26 protein-coding genes, 1 tRNA gene and 2 pseudogenes are annotated in these 20,997 nt (G+C 57.7%); 17 read left to right on the top strand and 12 right to left on the bottom strand.

Annotated elements, in window-relative coordinates; all coding sequences use genetic code 11:
- Nucleotides 1-65 precede the first annotated feature (65 nt).
- The 5 genes from hemE to WH7805_RS00140 all read left to right on the top strand — a co-directional run bounded on the left by hemE (nt 66) and on the right by WH7805_RS00140 (nt 3,214).
- Nucleotides 66-1,124, top strand: coding sequence for a uroporphyrinogen decarboxylase (hemE, locus tag WH7805_RS00160; RefSeq protein WP_006040852.1), 1,059 nt, complete (start codon nt 66-68; stop codon nt 1,122-1,124).
- Nucleotides 1,125-1,134: 10 nt separating this feature from the next.
- Nucleotides 1,135-2,127, top strand: a complete 993-nt coding sequence (locus WH7805_RS00155) for an NAD(P)-dependent oxidoreductase (protein WP_006040851.1) — start codon at nt 1,135-1,137, stop codon at nt 2,125-2,127.
- A gap of 34 nt (nt 2,128-2,161) precedes the next feature.
- Nucleotides 2,162-2,521, top strand: coding sequence for a plastocyanin (gene petE, locus WH7805_RS00150; protein ID WP_006040850.1), 360 nt, complete (start codon nt 2,162-2,164; stop codon nt 2,519-2,521).
- Nucleotides 2,522-2,654: 133 nt separating this feature from the next.
- On the top strand, nt 2,655-3,017 hold the full coding sequence (locus WH7805_RS00145; protein ID WP_006040849.1) for a c-type cytochrome: 363 nt from the start codon (nt 2,655-2,657) through the stop codon (nt 3,015-3,017).
- A complete protein-coding gene (locus tag WH7805_RS00140; protein WP_006040848.1) occupies nt 3,014-3,214 on the top strand; it encodes a Nif11-like leader peptide family natural product precursor in 201 nt (66 codons plus the stop codon). Before WH7805_RS00145 ends, WH7805_RS00140 begins: the two co-directional genes overlap by 4 nt.
- 4 nt (nt 3,215-3,218) lie before the next feature.
- Here WH7805_RS00140 and WH7805_RS00135 read toward each other — a convergent pair whose 3' ends face one another.
- Complete coding sequence (locus WH7805_RS00135) at nt 3,219-3,434, bottom strand: hypothetical protein (RefSeq protein WP_006040847.1); 216 nt, start codon at nt 3,432-3,434, stop codon at nt 3,219-3,221.
- Nucleotides 3,435-3,575: 141 nt separating this feature from the next.
- On the opposite strand from WH7805_RS00135, the gene clpB reads away from it, so the two are divergent.
- The gene (gene clpB, locus WH7805_RS00130) at nt 3,576-6,194 is read left to right on the top strand and encodes an ATP-dependent chaperone ClpB (protein ID WP_006040846.1); all 2,619 of its coding nucleotides are present in this window, start codon (nt 3,576-3,578) and stop codon (nt 6,192-6,194) included.
- Here clpB and WH7805_RS00125 read toward each other — a convergent pair.
- On the bottom strand, nt 6,154-6,654 hold the full coding sequence (locus tag WH7805_RS00125) for a 6-carboxytetrahydropterin synthase (RefSeq protein ID WP_006040845.1): 501 nt from the start codon (nt 6,652-6,654) through the stop codon (nt 6,154-6,156). The genes clpB and WH7805_RS00125 overlap by 41 nt on opposite strands.
- A gap of 68 nt (nt 6,655-6,722) precedes the next feature.
- Between WH7805_RS00125 and hisIE the strand changes: the two genes are divergently transcribed.
- Nucleotides 6,723-7,391 (top strand): bifunctional phosphoribosyl-AMP cyclohydrolase/phosphoribosyl-ATP diphosphatase HisIE, encoded by a 669-nt coding sequence (hisIE, locus tag WH7805_RS00120; RefSeq protein WP_006040844.1) that lies wholly within the window; start codon nt 6,723-6,725, stop codon nt 7,389-7,391.
- 9 nt (nt 7,392-7,400) lie between these two features.
- Here hisIE and WH7805_RS00115 read toward each other — a convergent pair whose 3' ends face one another.
- From WH7805_RS00115 to WH7805_RS00105, 3 genes are all read right to left on the bottom strand, one after another.
- Entirely contained in the window at nt 7,401-8,135 is a 735-nt protein-coding gene (locus tag WH7805_RS00115) for a L,D-transpeptidase (RefSeq protein ID WP_006040843.1), read from the bottom strand.
- A 71-nt stretch (nt 8,136-8,206) separates the two neighbouring features.
- Nucleotides 8,207-8,857: a matrixin family metalloprotease gene (locus tag WH7805_RS00110; RefSeq protein WP_006040842.1), complete on the bottom strand. Its 651-nt coding sequence runs from the start codon at nt 8,855-8,857 to the stop codon at nt 8,207-8,209.
- A gap of 19 nt (nt 8,858-8,876) precedes the next feature.
- The gene (locus WH7805_RS00105; protein WP_006040841.1) at nt 8,877-9,368 is read right to left on the bottom strand and encodes a DUF2214 family protein; all 492 of its coding nucleotides are present in this window, start codon (nt 9,366-9,368) and stop codon (nt 8,877-8,879) included.
- A 250-nt stretch (nt 9,369-9,618) separates the two neighbouring features.
- On the opposite strand from WH7805_RS00105, the pseudogene WH7805_RS00100 reads away from it, so the two are divergent.
- From WH7805_RS00100 to WH7805_RS00080, 5 genes and pseudogenes are all read left to right on the top strand, one after another.
- Nucleotides 9,619-10,646: pseudogene (locus WH7805_RS00100) on the top strand (RNA polymerase sigma factor RpoD/SigA).
- A 78-nt stretch (nt 10,647-10,724) separates the two neighbouring features.
- On the top strand, nt 10,725-11,099 hold the full coding sequence (locus WH7805_RS00095; protein WP_038004772.1) for a YkvA family protein: 375 nt from the start codon (nt 10,725-10,727) through the stop codon (nt 11,097-11,099).
- Nucleotides 11,096-11,428 (top strand): hypothetical protein, encoded by a 333-nt coding sequence (locus tag WH7805_RS00090; protein ID WP_006040837.1) that lies wholly within the window; start codon nt 11,096-11,098, stop codon nt 11,426-11,428. Before WH7805_RS00095 ends, WH7805_RS00090 begins: the two co-directional genes overlap by 4 nt.
- Nucleotides 11,429-11,508: 80 nt before the next feature.
- Nucleotides 11,509-11,724, top strand: coding sequence for a hypothetical protein (locus WH7805_RS00085; protein ID WP_232199021.1), 216 nt, complete (start codon nt 11,509-11,511; stop codon nt 11,722-11,724).
- 6 nt (nt 11,725-11,730) lie between these two features.
- Complete coding sequence (locus tag WH7805_RS00080) at nt 11,731-12,294, top strand: phosphate-starvation-inducible PsiE family protein (RefSeq protein ID WP_006040835.1); 564 nt, start codon at nt 11,731-11,733, stop codon at nt 12,292-12,294.
- On the opposite strand, the pseudogene WH7805_RS13645 reads toward WH7805_RS00080, so the two are convergent.
- Nucleotides 12,257-12,718: pseudogene (locus WH7805_RS13645) on the bottom strand (Nif11 domain/cupin domain-containing protein); the annotation flags it as partial. The gene WH7805_RS00080 and the pseudogene WH7805_RS13645 overlap by 38 nt on opposite strands.
- An 85-nt stretch (nt 12,719-12,803) precedes the next feature.
- On the opposite strand from WH7805_RS13645, the gene WH7805_RS00065 reads away from it, so the two are divergent.
- Both WH7805_RS00065 and WH7805_RS00060 read left to right on the top strand, forming a co-directional pair.
- Nucleotides 12,804-13,049 carry a DUF3136 domain-containing protein gene (locus WH7805_RS00065; protein WP_006040832.1) on the top strand — a complete coding sequence of 82 codons (246 nt, stop codon included), beginning with the start codon at nt 12,804-12,806 and terminating at the stop codon, nt 13,047-13,049.
- A gap of 23 nt (nt 13,050-13,072) precedes the next feature.
- Nucleotides 13,073-13,414: a c-type cytochrome gene (locus WH7805_RS00060; protein ID WP_038004100.1), complete on the top strand. Its 342-nt coding sequence runs from the start codon at nt 13,073-13,075 to the stop codon at nt 13,412-13,414.
- Here WH7805_RS00060 and WH7805_RS00055 read toward each other — a convergent pair.
- On the bottom strand, nt 13,390-13,659 hold the full coding sequence (locus tag WH7805_RS00055; RefSeq protein WP_038004770.1) for a YciI family protein: 270 nt from the start codon (nt 13,657-13,659) through the stop codon (nt 13,390-13,392). The genes WH7805_RS00060 and WH7805_RS00055 overlap by 25 nt on opposite strands.
- A gap of 94 nt (nt 13,660-13,753) precedes the next feature.
- On the opposite strand from WH7805_RS00055, the gene WH7805_RS00050 reads away from it, so the two are divergent.
- Nucleotides 13,754-14,125, top strand: coding sequence for an AbrB family transcriptional regulator (locus WH7805_RS00050; protein WP_006040829.1), 372 nt, complete (start codon nt 13,754-13,756; stop codon nt 14,123-14,125).
- Between the two features lie 3 nt (nt 14,126-14,128).
- On the opposite strand, the gene trpA is transcribed toward WH7805_RS00050, so the two are convergent.
- From trpA to WH7805_RS00035, 3 genes are read right to left on the bottom strand one after another with little or no spacing between them, the layout of a single operon-like run.
- Nucleotides 14,129-14,932, bottom strand: coding sequence for a tryptophan synthase subunit alpha (trpA, locus tag WH7805_RS00045; RefSeq protein ID WP_006040828.1), 804 nt, complete (start codon nt 14,930-14,932; stop codon nt 14,129-14,131).
- A 31-nt stretch (nt 14,933-14,963) separates the two neighbouring features.
- Complete coding sequence (locus WH7805_RS00040) at nt 14,964-15,320, bottom strand: DUF3007 family protein (protein WP_006040827.1); 357 nt, start codon at nt 15,318-15,320, stop codon at nt 14,964-14,966.
- 1 nt (nt 15,321) lies between these two features.
- Nucleotides 15,322-15,585 carry an NAD(P)H-quinone oxidoreductase subunit L gene (locus tag WH7805_RS00035; RefSeq protein ID WP_006040826.1) on the bottom strand — a complete coding sequence of 88 codons (264 nt, stop codon included), beginning with the start codon at nt 15,583-15,585 and terminating at the stop codon, nt 15,322-15,324.
- Nucleotides 15,586-15,631: 46 nt separating this feature from the next.
- On the opposite strand from WH7805_RS00035, the gene WH7805_RS00030 reads away from it, so the two are divergent.
- Nucleotides 15,632-15,717 (top strand) — tRNA-Leu (locus tag WH7805_RS00030).
- Between the two features lie 84 nt (nt 15,718-15,801).
- Entirely contained in the window at nt 15,802-18,498 is a 2,697-nt protein-coding gene (locus tag WH7805_RS00025; protein ID WP_038004098.1) for a glucosidase, read from the top strand.
- Between the two features lie 295 nt (nt 18,499-18,793).
- Here WH7805_RS00025 and pyrC read toward each other — a convergent pair whose 3' ends face one another.
- Nucleotides 18,794-19,909, bottom strand: a complete 1,116-nt coding sequence (gene pyrC / locus WH7805_RS00015; RefSeq protein ID WP_006040823.1) for a dihydroorotase — start codon at nt 19,907-19,909, stop codon at nt 18,794-18,796.
- A gap of 3 nt (nt 19,910-19,912) precedes the next feature.
- The coding region (locus WH7805_RS00010) for a SulP family inorganic anion transporter (RefSeq protein ID WP_006040822.1) at nt 19,913-20,997 on the bottom strand (1,085 nt) is incomplete at its 5' end.

The following is a 20,997-nucleotide window of genomic DNA, read 5'->3' as shown; positions in this document are numbered from 1 at the left end:
GATGCATCCCGGGGCTTTTTGTACGCATCACTCAGGTAAGTTTCCGGCTACGTCGAAAGAGCTTGATGAGCGACTCTCTGCCCCTGTTGCTGCGCGCAGCCCGCGGAGAAGCGGTCGAGCGTCCCCCTGTCTGGATGATGCGTCAGGCAGGGCGTTACATGAAGATCTACAGGGATTTGCGTGACCGGTATCCGAGCTTCCGGGAACGGTCGGAGAACCCTGATCTCTCCTATGAGATCTCGATGCAGCCCTTCAACGCCTTCAAGCCCGACGGCGTGATCCTCTTTTCCGACATCCTCACCCCCCTGCCGGGGATGGGCATCGACTTCGACATCATCGAAAGCAAGGGTCCTCAGATCGGTGAGCCGATCCGGACCATGGCCCAGGTGGATGCCCTGCATCCTTTGAACCCTGCTGAATCGATGCCCTTTGTGGGTGAAGTGTTGGGTCGTCTTCGTCAGAGCGTGGGCAATGAGGCCGCTGTGCTGGGCTTCGTCGGCGCTCCCTGGACCCTGGCCGCTTACGTGGTGGAGGGCAAGAGCAGCAAGAACTACGCCGTGATCAAGGCCATGGCTTTTCAGGAACCGGCCCTGCTGCACAAGCTGCTCGATCACTTCGCTGAATCGATTGCCCAGTACCTTCGCTACCAAATCGACTCCGGCGCCCAGGTGGTGCAGATGTTCGATTCCTGGGCCGGCCAGCTCAGCCCCGCGGATTACGACACCTTTGCGGCTCCGTATCAGAAGAAAGTGGTGGATCTGGTCAAGCAGACCCATCCCGACACACCCTTCATCCTCTACATCTCTGGCAGTGCAGGGGTGCTTGAGCGCATGGCCACCACAGGGGTCGACATCATCTCCCTCGATTGGACCGTTGATATGGCTGAAGCCTTGGCCCGGCTTCCCGAGCACATCGGAGTGCAAGGCAACGTGGATCCCGGCTTGCTGTTCGGAACGCCCGAAGCAATCGAAGCCCGAATCGACGACTGCGTCCGCAAGGCCCGAGGTCGAAAACACATCCTCAATCTCGGGCATGGAATTCTTCCCGGAACCCCTGAGGAGAATGGCGCATCCTTCTTCCGCTCCGGCAAGAGCGTGATGGACCGAATCGGCGCCGTCGCCTGAGCACCATCTGATGCCCGCTCGCATTCTGATCACCGGCGCCAGCGGCTGCGTCGGTCAGTACACCGCCGACTGGCTGCTGCGGAACAGCGATGCGGATCTCCTCCTTTGGTTGCGTGACCCGTCCAAACTCACCGCAATCCAGGCCAACAACCCGAAAGTGAGGCTGCTGGTAGGTGATCTGCGTGAAACCGACCGCTTCGCCAGCGATCTGTCCACAGTCACCCGAGTGATTCACACCGCCACAGCCTGGGGGGATCCCGAAAGAGCGCAGCAAGTGAACGTGGTGGCCGTGAAACGGTTGTTGGCACTGCTCAACCCGAATCTGATCGAACAGATCACCTATTTCTCAACGGCAAGCATTCTTGATCGCCATCTGCAGCCGCTGCCCGAAGCCCTTGCCTACGGCACGGAATACATCCAAACCAAAGCCCAGTGCTTGAAAGAACTGGAGCAGCATCCGCTCGCCGAGAAGATCGTGGCAGTGTTTCCGACCCTGGTGTTCGGCGGCCGAGTGGATGGCAGCAGCCCGTTCCCCACCAGCTACCTCACAGAAGGCCTGGCGGAAGCCAGCAAGTGGCTCTGGCTGGCACGGTTTCTAAGGGCCGACGCCAGCTTCCATTTCATCCATGCCGCTGACATCGCCGCCATCTGCGGGCACCTGGCAACGTCACCTCATGAGCGCAATTCGGAACCGGGGCAGGGAGCCGTTCGCCGGATCGTGATGGGACAGCCGGTGATCAGCGTGAATGAAGCCGTGGCCACGCTCTGCCGTTGGCGAGGTGTGGCCCGAACACCAGGGGTGCCCCTTTGGCCCTGGTTGATTGAAACCCTGATCAAGATTCTCCCCATTGAGGTGAATGCCTGGGACCGCTTCTCCATCAAACAGCGCCACTTCATCCACAACCCCGTGACCCAGCCCGAGCGCTTCGGAGGCACCAGCCATGCAGCAAATCTTGAAGCTGTGCTTCAAGACTCCGGCCTCCCCCATCGAGGCGGAGTTTAAAAGCGCTTAAGATCGTCGCAGTGTTTCTGACGTCATGCTTAAGAGCCTGAAGTCCATTGTTTCAGCAGCCATCGCATTTCTTGTGGTCTGCTCCATCGGCGTCGCATCTGCCAACGCTGCCACTGTTGAAGTGAAGCTCGGCACTGATGCCGGAATGCTGGCTTTCGAGCCCAGCACCGTCACCATCAAAGCTGGCGACACCGTCAAGTTCGTGAACAACAAGCTGGCTCCTCACAACGCTGTGTTCGACGGTCACGATGAACTCAGCCACAGCGACCTCGCCTTCGCCCCCGGTGAGTCCTGGGAGGAAACCTTCTCTGAGGCAGGCACCTACGACTACTACTGTGAGCCCCATCGTGGTGCAGGCATGGTCGGCAAAGTGATTGTTGAGTGATCCCGTTCACCTGGATCGATTGACAATTTTCTGAAAGCAACACATCAAGTCTCCGGAGGATGAAACCTTTCTTCCGGGGGCTTTTTTTATTCCCAGGTCTGGATAGGGTTTGGACAGAGATCATCAGCGTTTGATGCTGAACCCCACCTCCTTCCTGGCCTTGCTGCTCAGCATTGGCCTGGGGCTGATGAGTGCAATGCCTGCCTCTGCTCTGAGCAGTCCGGACCCAGAGCATGGAGCCCAGCTGTTCTCCGCGAACTGTGCGGCTTGTCATATGGGTGGAGGCAATGTCATCAGCGCAAGCCGCACCCTGAGCCAGACTGATCTCCAAGCCCATCTGGAGTCTTATGGCATGGACCCGCTCGAGGCGATCGAACATCAGATCGAAAACGGCAAGAACGCCATGCCTGCCTATGAAGGCAAGCTCAGCGATCAGGACATTGCGGATGTCGCGGCCTATGTGGAACGCCAAGCTGAACATGGCTGGTCCCGATGAGCAGGGAGGGATTCAGCGATTTCGTTAGAGCTCTGGAACGCAGTCCTGGCTTGAGGCGAGAGGTTCAAAACCTAGCCACACTTGATGGGGTGATCGAGCTGGCAAGACAGACGGGCTTTCCCGTTTCGGCCGACGATTTCAAGGCCGATGCGCATTGCTCCAAGATCGCAACCTGGTTTGCTGACAGCCGGATCTGAACTGTCAAGACAGCTGGCGGCATGCGTCAAGGACCGCCAGATACAGGTCTTCGTCGACCTCACGGATGTCGTACTCCGTTGGCATCGCATCATGATGATGTTCATGCACGACGGTCCAGCACATCCGCTCGGGATCCGTGAGGGTTGGGCCGTAAATCTCCTGCACCCTGCCCACAAGGTGCTTCACAAGAGATGGATCGACAGCCTTGGGCTGCTGCATCGTGAGTGGAACAATTCGGTGGACCCTACCGATTCGCATCGGTTAACCGTCGCCTGTCGTGGAGACCGAACGCAAGGGAGCGGTCTTCCAAGACTCTGATCCAAAGATCACCCATACGGTTGGTGCAGATCAAGAAGAACCATGCAACCCACGGCCGAACAATTCACTGAGAAAGCCTGGGCCGCCATCCTTTCGGCCCAGCAGCTGGCCCAGAAACGCCGACATCAGCAGCTGGAAACTGAACACCTGCTCCAAGCCCTCCTGGAACAGGATGGTTTGGCCAGCCGCATCCTCGAAAAAGCGGGAGTCACGCCTGCCGCCCTGCAGAGCAGCGTGGAAAGTCACCTCACCCAGCAACCTGCTCTGCAGACCCCGCCTGAGTCTGTGTATTTGGGCAAGGGCCTGAGCGACCTGCTTGATCGGGCCGACAGTCTCAAACAAAACTATGGCGACAGCTACATCTCCGTTGAGCACCTGCTGCTGGCCCTGGCAGACGACAGCCGCTGTGGACGACGGCTGCTCACGCAGGCCGGCGCTGACCCCGACTCACTCAAAAATGCCATCAACGCGGTGCGGGGCAGTCAGACCGTGACGGATCAGAACCCGGAGGGCTCCTACGAGTCCCTGGAAAAATATGGACGGGATCTCACAGCCGCAGCCAGGGACGGCAAGCTCGACCCGGTGATCGGTCGTGATGAGGAAATCCGCCGCACCATTCAGATCCTCAGCCGCCGGACGAAGAACAATCCGGTGCTGATCGGGGAACCAGGGGTCGGCAAAACAGCGATCGTGGAAGGACTGGCACAACGCATCGTCAACGGCGACGTTCCCCAGGCCCTGCAGAACCGACAGCTCATCGCCCTCGACATGGGCTCCCTGATCGCCGGTGCCAAATACAGAGGGGAGTTCGAGGAGCGGCTGAAGGCCGTGCTCAAGGAGGTGACCGCCTCCGACGGCGGGATCGTGCTCTTCATCGACGAGATCCACACCGTGGTCGGTGCCGGTGCCACCGGAGGAGCCATGGATGCCAGCAATCTGCTCAAGCCGATGCTTGCTCGGGGCGAACTGCGCTGCATCGGCGCCACCACCCTCGATGAACACCGCCAGCACATCGAGAAGGATCCGGCCCTCGAGCGCCGCTTCCAGCAGGTGCTTGTGGATCAGCCCACCGTGGAAGATACGGTGTCGATCCTGCGTGGACTGAAGGAGCGGTATGAAGTGCACCACGGCGTGCGCATTGCCGACAGCGCCCTCGTGGCGGCGGCGGTTCTGAGCAGCCGCTACATCGCCGATCGCTTCCTGCCCGATAAGGCGATCGACCTGGTAGATGAATCCGCCGCGCGCCTGAAGATGGAGATCACCTCCAAACCGGAGGAGATCGACGAGATCGACCGCAAGATTCTGCAGCTAGAGATGGAGAAGCTGTCTCTCGGCCGCGAGTCCGACGCCGCCAGTCAGGAAAGGTTGGAACGCCTTGAGCGAGAGCTGGCGGAACTCTCCGAACAGCAGAGCACCCTCAACGCCCAGTGGCAGCAGGAGAAAGGCGCCATTGATGACCTCTCGAATCTGAAAGAAGAGATCGAGCGCGTGCAGCTGCAGGTGGAGCAAGCCAAGCGCAGCTACGACCTGAACAAAGCTGCCGAACTGGAATACGGAACGCTGGCCACTCTGCAGAAACAGCTAGCCGACAAGGAGGCAGCCCTTGCGGCCGCAGACGACGGAGGGCAGGACAAGTCCCTGCTTCGCGAGGAAGTCACCGAAGACGACATCGCTGAGGTGATCGCCAAATGGACAGGCATTCCCGTGGCGAAACTGGTCCAATCGGAGATGGCCAAGCTGCTGAGCCTGGAAACCGAGCTGCACGAACGCGTCGTGGGTCAGCAGCAGGCGGTCACCGCTGTCGCCGATGCGATCCAGCGATCCCGTGCTGGCCTCAGTGATCCCAACCGACCGATCGCCAGCTTCCTGTTCCTGGGCCCGACCGGGGTGGGCAAGACCGAACTGTCAAAGGCATTGGCGGCTCAGCTCTTCGACAGCGAGGACGCCATGGTGCGCATCGACATGTCGGAGTACATGGAGAAGCACACGGTGAGTCGGCTGATCGGAGCACCTCCCGGCTATGTGGGGTACGAGGCCGGGGGCCAGCTCACGGAGGCTGTCCGACGCCGGCCCTACGCCGTGATCCTCTTTGACGAGGTGGAGAAGGCCCACCCCGATGTGTTCAATGTGATGCTGCAGATCTTGGATGATGGGCGCGTCACCGATGGTCAGGGGCGAACGGTGGATTTCACCAATGCTGTTCTGATCCTCACCAGCAACATCGGCAGCCAGTCGATCCTTGACCTCGGGGGCGACGACGGTCAGCACACCGAAATGGAGCGACGGGTGAATGACGCTCTGCGCGCTCACTTCAGGCCGGAATTTCTCAACAGGCTTGATGATCAGATCATCTTCCACAGCCTCAGGCGGGATGAGTTGCGCCGGATCGTGACCCTCCAGGTGGAGCGCCTGCGCTCTCGGCTGGATGAGCGCAAGCTGGGGCTCAATCTCACCGAAGCAGCCACCGACTGGCTGGCCAATGCCGGCTACGACCCTGTCTATGGCGCACGCCCACTCAAGCGCGCCGTTCAGCGGGAACTGGAAACGCCCATCGCCAAAGCCATCCTTTCCGGGCGGTACGGCGACGGTGACACCGTCCATGTGGATGTTGAACCTGTTGTCACTGGCCAGGAGAACCAGCAGCAGTTGGCCCTGCGCTGAACCACTCCGGCAGGGCCTCATAGCAGGCTCCATTGGCCCGGTTTTCCCGGGCCTCCACGCGCCAGCAGCAGCTGCGGCCATGATCTCGCTCCTTCAGGAGTGCGTTGGCCCAGCTCCACACCAACCGTGCCGAAGCCTCCATACCAACGTTCTCCATCACGCGGAGATCAAGGGCTCCCTGCACGTGCAGATCTTGCCATTGCGCAAGCAGGGGATCATCGGCATTCACCAGAAACGTGTGATCAAACTGCTCACGCAGCTGGGACTCAAGGGGTCTGAGGCTGGAGAAATCCACAACAAAACCACAAGCGTCCAGGTTGGTGGCAGCGAACCAAACCGTGAAGCTGCGGCTGTAGCCATGCACGAACCGGCAATGTCCCGGATGGCGCCACTGGCGATGACAACAGGGGTAACCGTCGAACTGCTTGCTGCAGGTGTAACCAACGGGAGGCAGGAGCATCGGGCAGACGAACGGAACGGCGCTGCGGGAGGATTCCTCCTGTCTACATCTGGACCCCACACCCAGCGATGCAGCCCCTTACCCCTGCGTTCCTCGATCAGCTCCGCTTCAACGAAGCAGGACTGATTCCAGCGATTGCGCAGGACTGGCTTGACGGTGCTGTGCTGATGGTGGCCTGGATGAACCGTGGCTCGCTGGAGCTCACCCTCAGCAGCGGCGAAGCGCATTACTGGAGCCGCTCCCGCAAGGAGCTCTGGCACAAAGGAGCCACCAGTGGACACACCCAGACGGTGCGCAACATCCGCTACGACTGCGATGCCGACGTGATCCTGCTGACCATCGAACAGCGCGGCGATGTGGCCTGCCACACCGGTGCACGCAGCTGTTTCTTTGAAGACGGAGATCACCGCAGTGAAGGCGGCCCCCAGGCCCTGCCACCACCGGCCGATGCCTGCACCGAACTGATGCGCGTGATCGAAGACCGCCGGGAGAACCCTGACGAGGGCAGCTACACCAACAAACTGCTGAGCGGCGGTGACAATCGAATCCTCAAGAAGATCGGCGAGGAAAGCGCCGAATTCGTCATGGCCTGCAAAGACGACAACCCGGAGGAGATTGCCGGTGAAGCGGCTGACATCCTCTTCCATCTCCAGGTAGCCCTGGCCCATCACGGCGTCAGCTGGCGCCAGGTGCAAGAAGTTCTTGCCGCCCGAAGAGGCGCACCGAGGCGGCACTAGACGTCGACATCAAGACACACAGGGGCTTTCGGATGTGACCACGACTTCATCACCGAGCTGAACGGTCTTAAGCAGGTCGGCCATCACCTCCTGTCCGACATTGATGCAACCACCGGTCACTGACTGACCGACTCGGCTGGGGTCGTTGGTGCCGTGAATGGCAAAGCTGTACCAACGGAACTGGCCGTCGTAGCTGTTGAAGCGGAACGGCTGGGGCGTCGGGGGAACCGGCGTCAGGCTGATGTAACCGATGCCATATTCAGCCGTTTCGCCATCTCCCTTGAAATCGATCGCACTCATGTTGCGGAAGAGGTTCTCTCGCAGATAGGCCTCACTTTTTCCAGAGGACTCCACCAGGGAGGGGTCCATCGCGAAGCGATCCGCGCTGAGCACAGCATTCACACGGAAGGTTCCCAGGGGAGTCCACCCCTCCTCGAAGCGGGTTCCCTTGCAGGCAATGCCATTGCGGCCATACCCCACCTTGAACTGCCGAGGCGCTTGTCCGCGCAGCAGCTCCCCCCGACTAGCCGAGGGATTGTCGCCATCCAATTGAATGAGGATGGCTTCAGACCTGCCAACAGACTGATCAGCTTTCGGATCCGAGGGACTGCAGCCCACCGCAGCGATCGCCAGAGCAGTCAGGGCGGGCAGGCCCACCAGTTGTCCGGTTCGCCATCTCCGCGTCATACCCAAAGTGGAAGGATTCTTGTCCTGCAGCTTGCCGGGTTTAGAGCCTGATGACATCCCAGCGACACAGCCATTAACCAGCCTCGAAAACACGAAAACGTGTCGCAAACGCTACGAAAAAGCAACGCTTACGCGTCATCAGCCCGAGCCTCTGGAGGGAGTGGCTGCCCAAAACCTGTCGGCTGGCGGCGAATCCACTCCAACGTGAGGCGATCATCCTCGGAAGGCTCAAGCACCGGAGACGCCCCCTGCACAGGCGCCATGGCGTCAGCCGGATTGTCACTATGCCCCCAGAGCCCAAACGCATGACCGAGCTCATGCAACGCCGTCGCCCTCAAAGCCAACGCACGCAGCTCCGGCGACACCAACACGGTGACCCGGGGCTCAAGTAGCGATCGATCGGCACGCTTCACCTCCAGCACCTGCAAAAGGCTTCGTCCATTACTGGCACGCCATCCTTCAGACAGCTGACGCAGTGGGGGGCGCCGCCGCTCAACCCGCACATGGGCTCGTCGGGGCTCGTCAACGCGGACAATCGGCAAGAGCTTCGCCCAGCTGTCCAGCGCTGCATTCACGCCTTGAAGCCAACGCCGCTCCCAGCGATCCGCATCACCCGCAGCAGAGGGTTGAACCCACACACACCATCGCGGCAAGGAGGGAGTTCCAAAGTCAGACCGTGCCAGCTTGTTGCCATATCCCGGGGCTGCGGCTGCAGCCCCGGCCCCGGAGAGATTCACCGTCCAGAATGCGCTCTGCCTGAGCAGGAGGGCATGGGTCAAGGTTCATTGATCGCGTGCGCTACACGCTGGGCAGCCCCACACCTCGGGCCATCAGCGTGGCGAGAAGGGGAACCAGTGAAAAGCCCACCAACTCCACATTGATGATCCAACCGAGACGAGTGGCAAGAGCTTCACTCACCTTGGGCAGTTCGCCCTTACGCAAGGGGATGGCCCAGAGGATGTAGGTGATCGTTGGGTAGAGGGAGAGAGCACCAACACTGAGATAAAGACCCACCTTCCACCAGAACAAAGGGTTCTGGGTATAGAACTCACTTCCCTGGCCGAAATAAAGAACCCTGAAGATGCCGCTCACCAGAAGCGCCAGAGCCGCGATGCCATAAATGATGTCGGTGATCACCATCGCCGTTGCCGAACGCCGATCAGGATCCGGACGCAACAGCCTGCGCTCAACCACCAGTGCGGCGAAGCAGAACATGAAGCTCACGTAGTGGATGTAGGCCACTCCCGCACTCTTGGCGATCTCGGGGGTGAGCACGGTGGCCAAAGGCATGGATTCGACGTAGGTCGGCGAAAGCGAGGGTAGCGGCAGAAGCACATCAGCCGCTGTTTTGAAAAGAGCCCAACGAAGAGCAGAAATACTCAGACAGGTAAAAAGTGAAGAAAAACCATCTCAATCATGAACAAAAAAGGAATTCAGTACAAATTCAAGATTGCGTCTAAATTATGAATTCCGCACTCTTTATTACACGGGCCAGCTGGAAAGACATTCGTCCTAGGTTCAAGGAAACAGAGCCAACAAAATGGTGAGCTCCCTGAGTGCTTTTCTGGGCGAAATCGGCAGACACCAATTACTGACGCCTGAACAGGAATTAACAATGGGCAGAAAAGTTCAGGCGATGGCAACCCTGACCGAACGCTGCATGCTGGCCGGGGGCAGCGGCCCTGCCTGCGAGTACAGCGAAGACGAAAAACGCATCATCAAACGTGGTGAAAAAGCGAAGAATCAAATGATCACAGCCAACCTCAGGTTGGTCGTGAATCTCGCAAAGCGCTACCAGGGCAAAGGCCTTGACCTTCTTGACCTGATCCAGGAGGGAACACTCGGGCTGACCAGAGCTGTTGAAAAATATGATCCAACCCGAGGGCATCGATTTTCCACCTATGCCTACTGGTGGATCCGGCAAGGCCTCAATCGTGCACTTTCAACACAAAGCCGCACCATTCGCATTCCGGTCAATGTGAATGAAAAGCTCACCAAATTACGTGCTTCCAAAGCCCGCCTGATGCAGCGAAATGGACTTTCGCCGAGTACCGAACAGCTCTCCGACGACATGAATCTCCCGATCAGCGAGGTCGAGGATCTTCTTGGTTGTGAGTTGCGCAGCGTCACCGTGAGCCTGCAAGGGGTGGTGAAATCAAAATCTGACCCGTCATGAATCTCCCGATCAGCGAGGTCGAGGATCTTCTTGGTTGTGAGTTGCGCAGCGTCACCGTGAGCCTGCAAGGGGTGGTGAAATCAAAATCTGACCCGTCTGAGCTGGTGGATGTGCTGCCCAGCGAGGAAATTCCGCCCTTGGAGCGGGCTGAGATTGCCGAGCGCACGGCATCAGCCTGGAAACTGCTTGATAAATCCAACCTCACGCCCAAGGAGCGCACCGTCGTCATGCTGCGCTTCGGCCTTGACGGCAGCAATGAATGGCGAACGTTGGCCGAGGTCGCCCGTCAGATGAACTGCAGCAGGGAATATTGCCGCCAGGTTGTGCAGAGGGCTCTGCGCAAGCTCCGCAAGACCGGAATTCAGCACGGACTGGTCGAAATGAGCGTTTGAACGGGAAACCGACCATCACCGCTTCGGCTCCCCTCCTTCTCAAGAGTGTTGGGGTGACTCAAAATAATGGTCATTTTCATGACAAGGCCCCCGTTGGAGTCCTCTTCTTCCCCCATCGATCCAAAACCTGTTGACGTCACGGTGGATGAGGGACTCCTGCGCAACCTGCTCAAGCGGAGCGGTCGACTCCTCGTACGACCAGCGCTGGAAGCGTTGGAAATGGTGCTCGAGCCGGCCACACCGCATCAGGCCAGAGTCACTGTTCTCGCTGCGCTCACTTACCTCGTCGTACCGATTGATCTGATCCCTGATCTGCTCCCTGTAGCTGGGTTCAGCGACGATCTGGTGGCCTTGACTGCACTGCTGGGACTGTGCAGGAATCACATCACTCCCGAGATCAAGCAGCGTGCTCAGCGCAGACTGGATCGGTGGTTCCCGTTGTTAAACCCATGACTGGCTGGTCTCAAGAGCTCGAGGACGACCTCGGAGCACTGATCAAGGACTGGCTCAAGCAACAGGGACGCACACAGGCCGACTTGCGTCGCAGTCTCCGTGCCACGTCAACGCGAATGCCGGCCCTTCTGGACATTCTTCAGAGAGATCACAACCTTGGTGGGATGCAGAGAGTGGCTGCCAGGCTTTGCGCCATCGAAGCCGAATGGGCAGACCATCCATCCACCTCAGACTCCGTCGAGACGTTTGCTGCAACGGGGCACTCCGATGATCCTTTTGGTCAGCTCGACCTTCTCCTTCAGGAAATTCGCGATGGTCGCGCCAGCTAAGGAGAATTCCAGGCAGAGTAGTGATTAGTGGAGAACCAACGATGCCCTACCAAATCCAACAGCTTGCTGGCATCAGCCTGATGACCGCATTCTCCTTAGTCCTTCCCCAAAGTGCCCTGGCACAGTCAGAAGTTTGGCTTCTCGGCCCCAACAGTCGCACTGGGCAACAAAGCACCGTTGTTCCTACTGATTGCGTAGAGGGTTCCGACGGCTCAATCACTTGCAACACCAAGATTGAGAACCCTCCTGGAGACACACCCGCAAAGCCCTACTACAACCCCTTCAGCAGCAACTGAACCTCCATGTCAGAACTCCGTCGCAGTCGACGAAGTTTTCTCCAATGGGTTGATCAGGGAGAAAAACAGGTCGCCATCCTTCTCACCGTGATCACGGCTGTCGTGATTGTTGCTGCCCTGATTCAGCTCACGGTCAAAGTCACCATGGCCCTGATCACCACCGATCAGGACGCTTATTGGCTTGGTGATGGACTGATCCGCATTCTCGGAGATCTTCTGACTGTCCTGATTGCGCTCGAGGTCCTTCAGAACATCACCAGCTACCTGCGTCGTCACGTTGTTCAAATCGAACTGGTTCTGGTCACCGCCTTGACCGCCGTAGCGCGCAAAGTGATCGTTTTGCCGGCTGGATCGGAGAACAAGCCCCAGCTCCTCATCGGGCTGGGAATTTCATCAATCGCCCTGGCTGGTGCTTACTGGCTGGTCAAGCGTTCGATCCAACCGGCGCATGGATCCTCCCGTCATCACCACTCCAGTACAGAGCCAACCAGGTCGTACCTGGATAAGGATCAGTCCTCTCGACCCGATGCCGACGACCAGCCGGCAACAACAGCTGATCACCAACACTGAGATCAACCCACTGGTCAGGATCACCCAACCTGAGCAGGGCGCTTCCCCTGAGAAGGGTCAACCATTCATTTTCTTTCTGCTGATACCAGAAGCCTGGAGGACTGCTGGCGGCATTCGAGCAGATCTTCACCAGCCTCCACCCAACGCCAGAACAGAGAACATCTTCCTGCTCCTCACCAGGCGAACAATCCACATCAGCTAGAAGCTGCGAGGTGTTCGTCGATGCAGAGCGAGCGTCAACGGAACGTTCTCCCCAGCGACGTCCAATCTCAAATCCCCATGAAGCCGCAAGAGACACAACGGCGTTGTGATCTGAGCAAGCGGCAAACTGCCTCCAACGTGTCGGGTCATGTTCAAGACACTCAACGAGTGCATTCAACGCTTTGACCTTCTGCAGAAATTGCTGGAGATCCTCTTCTGCCATCCGAACTGGAGCGATCTCGTGATCCTGGCAACAGACGGCAAGCAGGGGGCACCACGAAAGTCAGGGGAGCCTGACAGATTCACTCATGACAGCCTCGAGCCGCACTCTGACCATCGGTGATCTGGAAGCAGGGTTTTCGAGCTACTGCCAGGCTCTGCGTCGCCTTGTCTCAGAAGGACGATCAATGCCGGCCATTCAGCGAACCATCTGCTGGGACTATCTCCAAAGACTGCATCGGTCACTTCCACAGAGCTATCGCTCCCCTGAGGATCTCGTGCTGCGCTACCAGCGCTCCAATCAGACAAATGAAACAGCCCCAAAGGCAGACTGATCAATCAGAACGGAGTCTTGGTGATGCGATCACTGTTGGTTTTTGCTGCGCTGTTGATCGCCCTCATCCTTGCCATCGTTCCGGTTCAGAGCGTGGACGCCCTGGCACCGGACGGGGAGCAACTGTTTGATCTTCATTGCGCCGGGTGTCACCCCAACGGTGGAAACATCATCCGCCGCGGCCGTTCACTGAAATTGAAGGATCTATCCAAACGAGGCTTGGACAATCCAGAAGCGATCGCAGCCATTGCCCGAGAGGGAATCGGCCAAATGAGTGGTTATGGCCATGTCCTCGGCGAGGGCAATGACAACGTTGTGGGCGATTGGGTCTGGCTTCAAGCTCAGAACGCTTGGATCCAGGAATAGATATCAAGGCGCGTCCAGATACCCTCCCGCCAATAGACATCCGCTTCGAGCAGTGCGCGTACCGACGATTCACTCTCCGATTCAAACACTCCGAAAACATGAGTGCTTCCCTCGGTAGGCCCCAGAGTGATCAAGGTGCCGTCGTCCTTAAGACGTTGAAGACGAGCTAGATGCTCATCACGAAACGGCACTCTTTTCTCAAGTGCATCTTCGCAGTACAGCCCCCAGAGAACGAATCGAGCCATAGGTTGCTTGCCCTGTTGGTACAAAACTGAGGCAAAGGATGGCACATGCTGCACATCAAGCGCTATGTTCAGTGAGTAGATGTTTTCAACAACCATGCTTACAGGCGCTGACCTACTGAACAAAGTGAAGGAGCTGGGTGATGTCAGCAAGTCTGATCTCGTCCGCGCCTGCGGTTATGTGTCCAACAAAAAGGACGGTGGAGAGCGCCTCAACTTCACAGCCTTCTACGAAGCACTACTCGAAGCCAAGGGTGTCAATCTTGGTACCGCCGGAGTTGGAGGAATCGGCAAGGGAGGCCGCAAACTTTCCTATGTCGCCACTGTTCAAGGCAATGGCAATCTCTTGATCGGTAAAGCCTATACGGCCATGCTCGATCTCAAGCCTGGCGATGAATTCGAGATCAAGCTTGGTCGCAAGCAAATTCGTCTCGTTCCCGTGGGTGGCACTGACGAAGACGAAGAGTGATCTTCAGCCCGCAGCCTGTCTAAGTTCTCGGCAAAACTCACCAGCATTCGCCGCTGCACAACCAGGTTGTGCAGCGGCGATTCTTTTGACGAGGGCACTGCCGATGATGGCTCCGTCAGCGCCCCACTCACGCACCTGACGAACCTGATCAGCCCCTGAGATTCCAAACCCAACCGCAACAGGACCTGCATCGCATTCTTTGAGAGAAAGCACCAACTCCGCCACACGTTCCTGAAGCGATGCACGTTCACCCGTCACGCCTGTGACACTGACGAGATAGGTGAATCCTCGGCTCGATGTGGCAATTCTGCGCCTGCGATCTTCTGGAGTGGTCGGTGCCACAAGCAGAACCAGATCCAGGCCTTGTTGAGCAGCAAGGGGAGACAAACGTTCTGCTTCCTCGAGGGGAAGATCAGGCACCACAAGTCCTGAGACGCCTGCGTCTGCGGCCTCCGCAAAGAATTGTTCAGCACCACGATTCAGAAGGGGATTGCTGTAGGTAAACAGCACCACTGGCATCGTCAGACGATCTTTTAACCCACGCAGCATGCTGAGCACTTTGGATGCCGTGGTGTTCTGAGACAGTGCGCGGTAGGCAGCAGCTTGAATCACAGGTCCATCAGCCAAAGGGTCGCTGTAGGGAAGTCCCAGTTCCACCACATCAGCACCATTGGACTGCAAGCTGAGAAGGATCTCAGCCGTCGTTTCCAGATTCGGATCCCCAGCCACGATGAAAGGCATCAATGCGAGGCGATGCTCACGGGTGGTGTTTGCAAAGACCTCAGCGATTCGTGACGAGGGCTGCATTGCAGAATCTGACAACGTGACGGATGCGAGCCTAGGGTTCGATTGAATCCTTGTCCTGGGATTGAGGAGGCGTGTCGCTGGTGACTGAGGCCAGTAATGCTTGCTGTTCTTCTGGAGTCATGGCATCGAAACGAGCTTGCAACTGCTGATCCGTCAGAGCGTCGTACTCAGCCCTGTAAGTGCGCCTTTGCTGCATGTAGGTCATCCGTCCGGTGATCACGCGGAAGAGGTAACTGCTTGTCCAACCAACAACAACAAGAACCAAAAGGGATTCAGCTGCAATGCCGGCTGAAAATCCCTCAAGCCCCAATGCTTGGAAAGCTCCATATCCCAGCCCGCCGACCACAAACAGGGCGGCACCCAGTGTCAGAACTCCTGCCCGCGTCAAATCAAACGTCTCCCTGTCCGCTCAGTCGCAGATTGAGGAACGGTGCAAACAGGATCAAGCCTGGGAAGAAAAGAAACACCAGGCCGTAGATCCCTAGGCGCTCCAGCTTTCCCATCACCGTCCAACGACGGTTCATCCAGAAATAAAGAAACAGAGGAACAACCACCAGATAGGCAGCTCCGAGGACTCCATAGGCACCGATCACCAGAAGGGTGTCCTGGGGGATGGCATTCAGAAGCGTCTCGATCGTCACTGATGATTCCATGTCCTCAGGGAATCTAGGATGCCGCTACGGAGCCGGTGGGTTTCCAGGGGGCGTGGCGGAATCGGTAGACGCACACGACTTAAAATCGTTTGGGCTGAAAAGCCTGTGGGGGTTCAAGTCCCCCCGCCCCCATCCCTCGCCTTCGAGCAGACCGCAATTGCATGGGCAGTCTCTAAGTCCCTCTATACGTTCTGGGAAAAGGGATAAGCCAACTGCATGGCAACCTCCGTAATGTCCACCACCCAACTCGGCGAAGAGCCGATGGAGCTGGTTCGAGCCAGGGAGCGGGATGAGAACTTGAAGCCCTGGGATCTCTGGGGGACTTATCTCAGTGATCGCCAGTGGGGAACTGTCCGAGAGGATTATTCCGACGACGGGAACGCCTGGAACTCCTTTCCCTTTGATGACAGCCACTTGCGGGCCTACCGCTGGGGTGAAGATGGTTTGCTCGGTCTGAGCGATGCCAACGGTCTGCTCTGCTTCGCTCCCGTGCTTTGGAACGGGAAAGATCCAGTGCTCAAGGAACGCCTGTTCGGCCTGGGCAACCCCGAAGGCAATCACGGTGAAGACCTGAAAGACACGATGTACCACCTGGCGGGTACACCCACATGCAGCTATGCCAAGGCGCTGTACCGCTATCCGCAGGAACGCTTTCCCTACGAACAGCTGCGCGAAGAGAACCAACGCCGCAGCCGGGATGAGACTGAATTCGAGTTGGTCGACACCGGAATTTTCTCTGGAAACCGCTTCTTCGATCTGAACGTCGAATACGCGAAGGTGTCGCCAGAGGATCTATTGATCCGTCTCACGGTGACCAACCAGGGATCAGAAGCCGCGGAGCTTCATCTGCTTCCCAGTCTCTGGTTCCGCAACACTTGGGACTGGGGCGATGAAGACAGCGCACGTCCGCGCATTCGTCTTGCAGACGGAGCAGTGGTGAGCGATGCATTGCAAGGGTTGTCGTCTTACAACCTCAATTGCAGCGATCAAGGCACTTGGCTGTTCACGGAGAACGCAACCAACACCGAGCGCCTTTACAACCAACCGCTGCGCCAGCCCTTCGTGAAAGATGCCTTTCACCGGTATCTGATCGAAGGGCAAACAGACGCCGTGAACCCGATTGGAGAAGGAACAAAAGCGGCATTCCACCTCCAACGACATCTGGAGCCAGGTGAGGTCTGGCAGGTCAATCTTCGCCTCTGCCGGCATGACCATCACGGAACGAAAGATCCCGACCCGATGGAGTCCGCCCAAGTTGAATCAATCCTCAGTCAGCGACGCCAGGACTGGGAGGATTATCTGAGTTGGATCGCTCCAGGTCTGTCTCAAGACGACCGCGCAATCCATGCCGCTGCTGCTGCCGGATTGTTCTGGTACCGCAAGTTTTACAACTGGTACGTGGCCCGTTGGTTACGTGGTGACACCAACGGGCCAAGACCACCGGAACAGCGATGGCATACCGAGAACGCTTACTGGAGCACCCTGCGCACTCGCAACATCATCTCGATGCCCGACTGTTGGGAATATCCCTATTTCTGCCAGTGGGACCTGATGGTTCACGCTGTGGCCTTCGCCGAGATCGATCCCGGAGAAGCGAAACGTCAGGCCCGCATGCTGCGTCAGGCCAGCGTGACAGCCAACAACGGTCAGTCACCCGCTTACGAGTGGGCCTTGTCGGATGCCAATCCACCGATCGGAGCCTGGGCCACCCTGCGCATTTTTCAGATCTCGAAGCGCAGCAATGGTCAGAAGGATTTCCCCTTCCTCAGAGCGAGTCTGCGGGAACTCCTGCTCGAATACGGCTGGTGGGCCAACCGCACGGATCGCAATGGTGACAGCCTGTTTGAAGGGGGCTTTCTGGGTCTCGACAACATCGCCATCTTCGATCGTCGCTACCCCCTGAAAGACGGAAGTCGGATCGAACAATCCGATGGGACAGCGTGGATGGGCATGCTCAGTCTGAACATGCTGGAGGCCTGTGTTCTGCTCTCTGATGATCGAGCGGAGTACAAAGGGCTTTGTGAACGATTTGTCAGTGATTTCAGCAGGCTGACCTATGCCCTGAACAGTCCTTCAGGGCGAGGATTCGTGAACTGGGATGAACAGGATGGGTTCTATTACGACGTCTTGAAACGACCGGACGGGAGCTCCGACTACTTAAGGACCCGATCCCTCAGCGGTCTGATCCCTCTGCTTGCAATCGCCACCTTCGATGCCGAAACCGTGAATTCGATTCCAGCCCTGGATGTACGCAACTACATCAATGAACTGGGGAAAGAGCGCGGAGCCCCATTCGATGCGATTTCGCATCTCGGCACCTGGAACCGGGACAGGGTTCTGTTTTCGATCGTTCCTCCAGAGAGACTGCGGCGCATTCTCACCAGAGTGTTCGACGAACAAGAGTTCCTTTCTCCTTACGGCATTCGAAGTCTCTCGAAGGTGTATAAAGACAATCCCTACTCCTACCAGCAGGGAGACGACTACGCAACAATCAGCTACAGCCCAGCGGACAGTCCAGTCGCCATGTTCGGGGGCAACTCCAATTGGCGTGGACCCATCTGGATGCCGATCAACTACCTGCTGATCGAGGCACTTCAAAAATTCAGCCATTTCTTCGGCGACGATTTCAGAATGGAATTTCCTACGGGATCCGGACGAGAACTGAACCTTTGGCAGATTTCATTGGAGCTGGAGAAACGCCTGATTGGCATTTTCCGCCGCGATGCCAACGGTCGACGTGCGTTCAACGGTTCTGTTGAACAGTTCCAGAATGATCCTCTCTGGCGTGATCTCCTCCTGTTCAATGAATACTTCCACGGCTGCAGTGGAGTGGGCGTTGGAGCCAGTCATCAGACAGGTTGGAGTGCCATTGTCGCCAAGATGATCACTCAACTGAATCGCTGGCAGGGCTAAACCTTCCAAAACGCTGCGCATCCTCACGCATCTCCTGACGTCAACGGAAGCTCTTCCTACCGTTCAGGAAACGGTGCAAGCCATCAATTGATTTTGCCACCAGCTCCGCAGATCCCGGGAAAACTGTGGTGAGTTCCGAGGCCCGAGCCGGCCGAGCTTGAACTCACTGATCGTGCAGAGCTGATGTCGACTGATGCCCTCATCGTCCGTCCAGAGATGCCAATACTGTTCTGCATCGGGAGTCTGGATCTGCGAATCGCCCCTGCAATGAGGTGTACGCATGAACGAACCCTATTCAGTTGGTCTCCGCTTGCCCATCGACGTGCACCGACCAGGTCAGCGTTTCGCCGGCATGAAACAGAACCGGCCATTCACCGGCTTCGAGTCCCGCGTCCCCAAGCTGGATCGACGGCGTCGATTCGAGGCGCATGGGAACGATCTGTTCCTGTTTCACGAGCGTGAGGGTTTCAGCGTTCGGAGAAAGACCGTAGAACCGGGGCCCATGCTCACTGGCAAAGCCCTCGAGACGATCCAGGGCCCCCTCCTGTTCGAAAACGGTGGCGTAGCTCTCGAGAGCATGCATCGCGTTGAAGATGCCGGCACATCCACAAGCCGATTCCTTACCTGAACGTGGATGCGGGGCTGAATCGGTCCCAAGGAAGAAACAGGGGAGACCACTGGTGGCTGCCTTGACTAGAGCGCGTCGATGGCATTCCCTCTTCACCACCGGAAGGCAGTAGAAGTCGCTGCGCAGACCACCCATGAACATCGCATTACGGTTGAGATGCAGATGGTGAGGCGTGATGGTGGCCGCGATGCGGGAATCACCCGCCAGGCTTGCATTGCTGATGAAATCGACGGCCTGTTGAGTGGTGATGTGTTCAAGCACGATCCGCAGGGCTGGATAGCGCTTCCGAAGGGGGATCAGGTGGGTTTCGATGAACGCGGCTTCCCGGTCAAAAACATCCACATCACAATCGGTCACCTCTCCGTGAATGAGCAGGGGCATGTCGATGGCCTCCATCCGCTCCAAAACCTCACTGATCTTGGACAGATCACTCACGCCAGCGGCTGAATTGGTTGTGGCGTTGGCGGGGTAAAGCTTGGCTGCGGTGAACACACCCTCAGTGAAACCACGCTCAAGCTCGGAAGGATCCAAGTGATCAGTGAGATAGGCCGTCATCAGCGGCTCGAACCTCGTATCCGCTGGAACTGCCTCCATAATTCGCTCCCGGTAAGCGCGCGCCTGATCCACCGTGGTCACGGGTGGTTTCAGGTTGGGCATCACAATCGCCCTGGCAAACACCCTGGCTGTCGCAGGAACGACGGCTCTGAGCATGGCTCCATCCCGAAGGTGCACATGCCAGTCATCAGGACGGCGAAGCACCAGACGGCTGGGACTGTCCTGCAATGGTCAGACCTCCTGAAGAACGGGAAGCTCGCCGACGGCTCGGCGAAGAATCTCTTCGCGATCTTCGCTCACGTGGTGCTCGGGAAGAAGTTCAAGAAGCTTCAGCTTCTCGAGACGAGTGCGTGTGGCTGATCCAGCAATCACGACCAGATAAACAGAACGGCCGACTTCCACGGCTTCCTTGATGGCATTCTCCAGCGCCAACGATGCCGTCACACCCAGGTGAGAGACTTCGCTCAGGTCAAACAACACAGCGTCGCAATCTTCGATGGCGTTGTGTTCGCGACTGATCGTCTTGGCTACACCAAAAATCATCGGGCCGGTGAGCTGGAAGAGCAAAAGTCGACCTGAGGCCTGATCGAGCAAAGCCTGCTCCTGCTCAGGAAGTTCAACGTCATCATCAGTCGTGGTAATCGTCTTCACCCCTTTGGCCTGAAGCGCTGTCATCCGCTCGATCGTGAGGACATTCGCAACGAACACCCCGATGAACACGGCCCAGATCAAATCAACCAAAACAGTGAGTGCGATCACGCCATAGGTGATGCAGGCCGCCTTGATCGAGAGATGATGCGCCCGCTTGAGAAAGCTCCAGTCGATGATGTCGAAACCGACCTTGAGAGCGATGCCCGCGAGAACGGCCAAGGGGATGCGAGAAGCCAATGGGGCCGCAAGCAGGATCACCAGCATCAGAATCAGCGCACGCACGATTCCTGAAAGGGCGGATCGTCCACCGGCCTGAATATTCACAACAGTTCCCATCGTTGCCCCTGCACCGGGAAGACCGCCAAACAGCCCCGACATCACATTGCCAAGACCCTGACCAATCAATTCTTTATTGGAGTCATGCTCTGTGCGGGTGAGGCTGTCAGCCACAACAGATGTGAGCAACGCATCAATGCAGCCGAGCATGCCCAGAACCGCACCGTTCACCACCATCAGGCGAATCTGATCCGTGGAGAACGTTGGGACCTGAAAGGTGGGGAACTCAGCTGTGAACGTGCCAATTCGGCGGAGTTCCACATCCCCGAAGACCGTTAACGACAGCAACGTGCCGATCACAAGTGCCAGTAGCTGGGGAGGACAGAAAC

Origin of the sequence: Synechococcus sp. WH 7805 (assembly GCF_000153285.1) — a bacterium.
Lineage (GTDB): Bacteria > Cyanobacteriota > Cyanobacteriia > PCC-6307 > Cyanobiaceae > Synechococcus_C.
The sequence above is the reverse complement of the archived record's forward strand: the minus strand, read 5'-3'. Positions and strand labels throughout refer to the sequence as shown.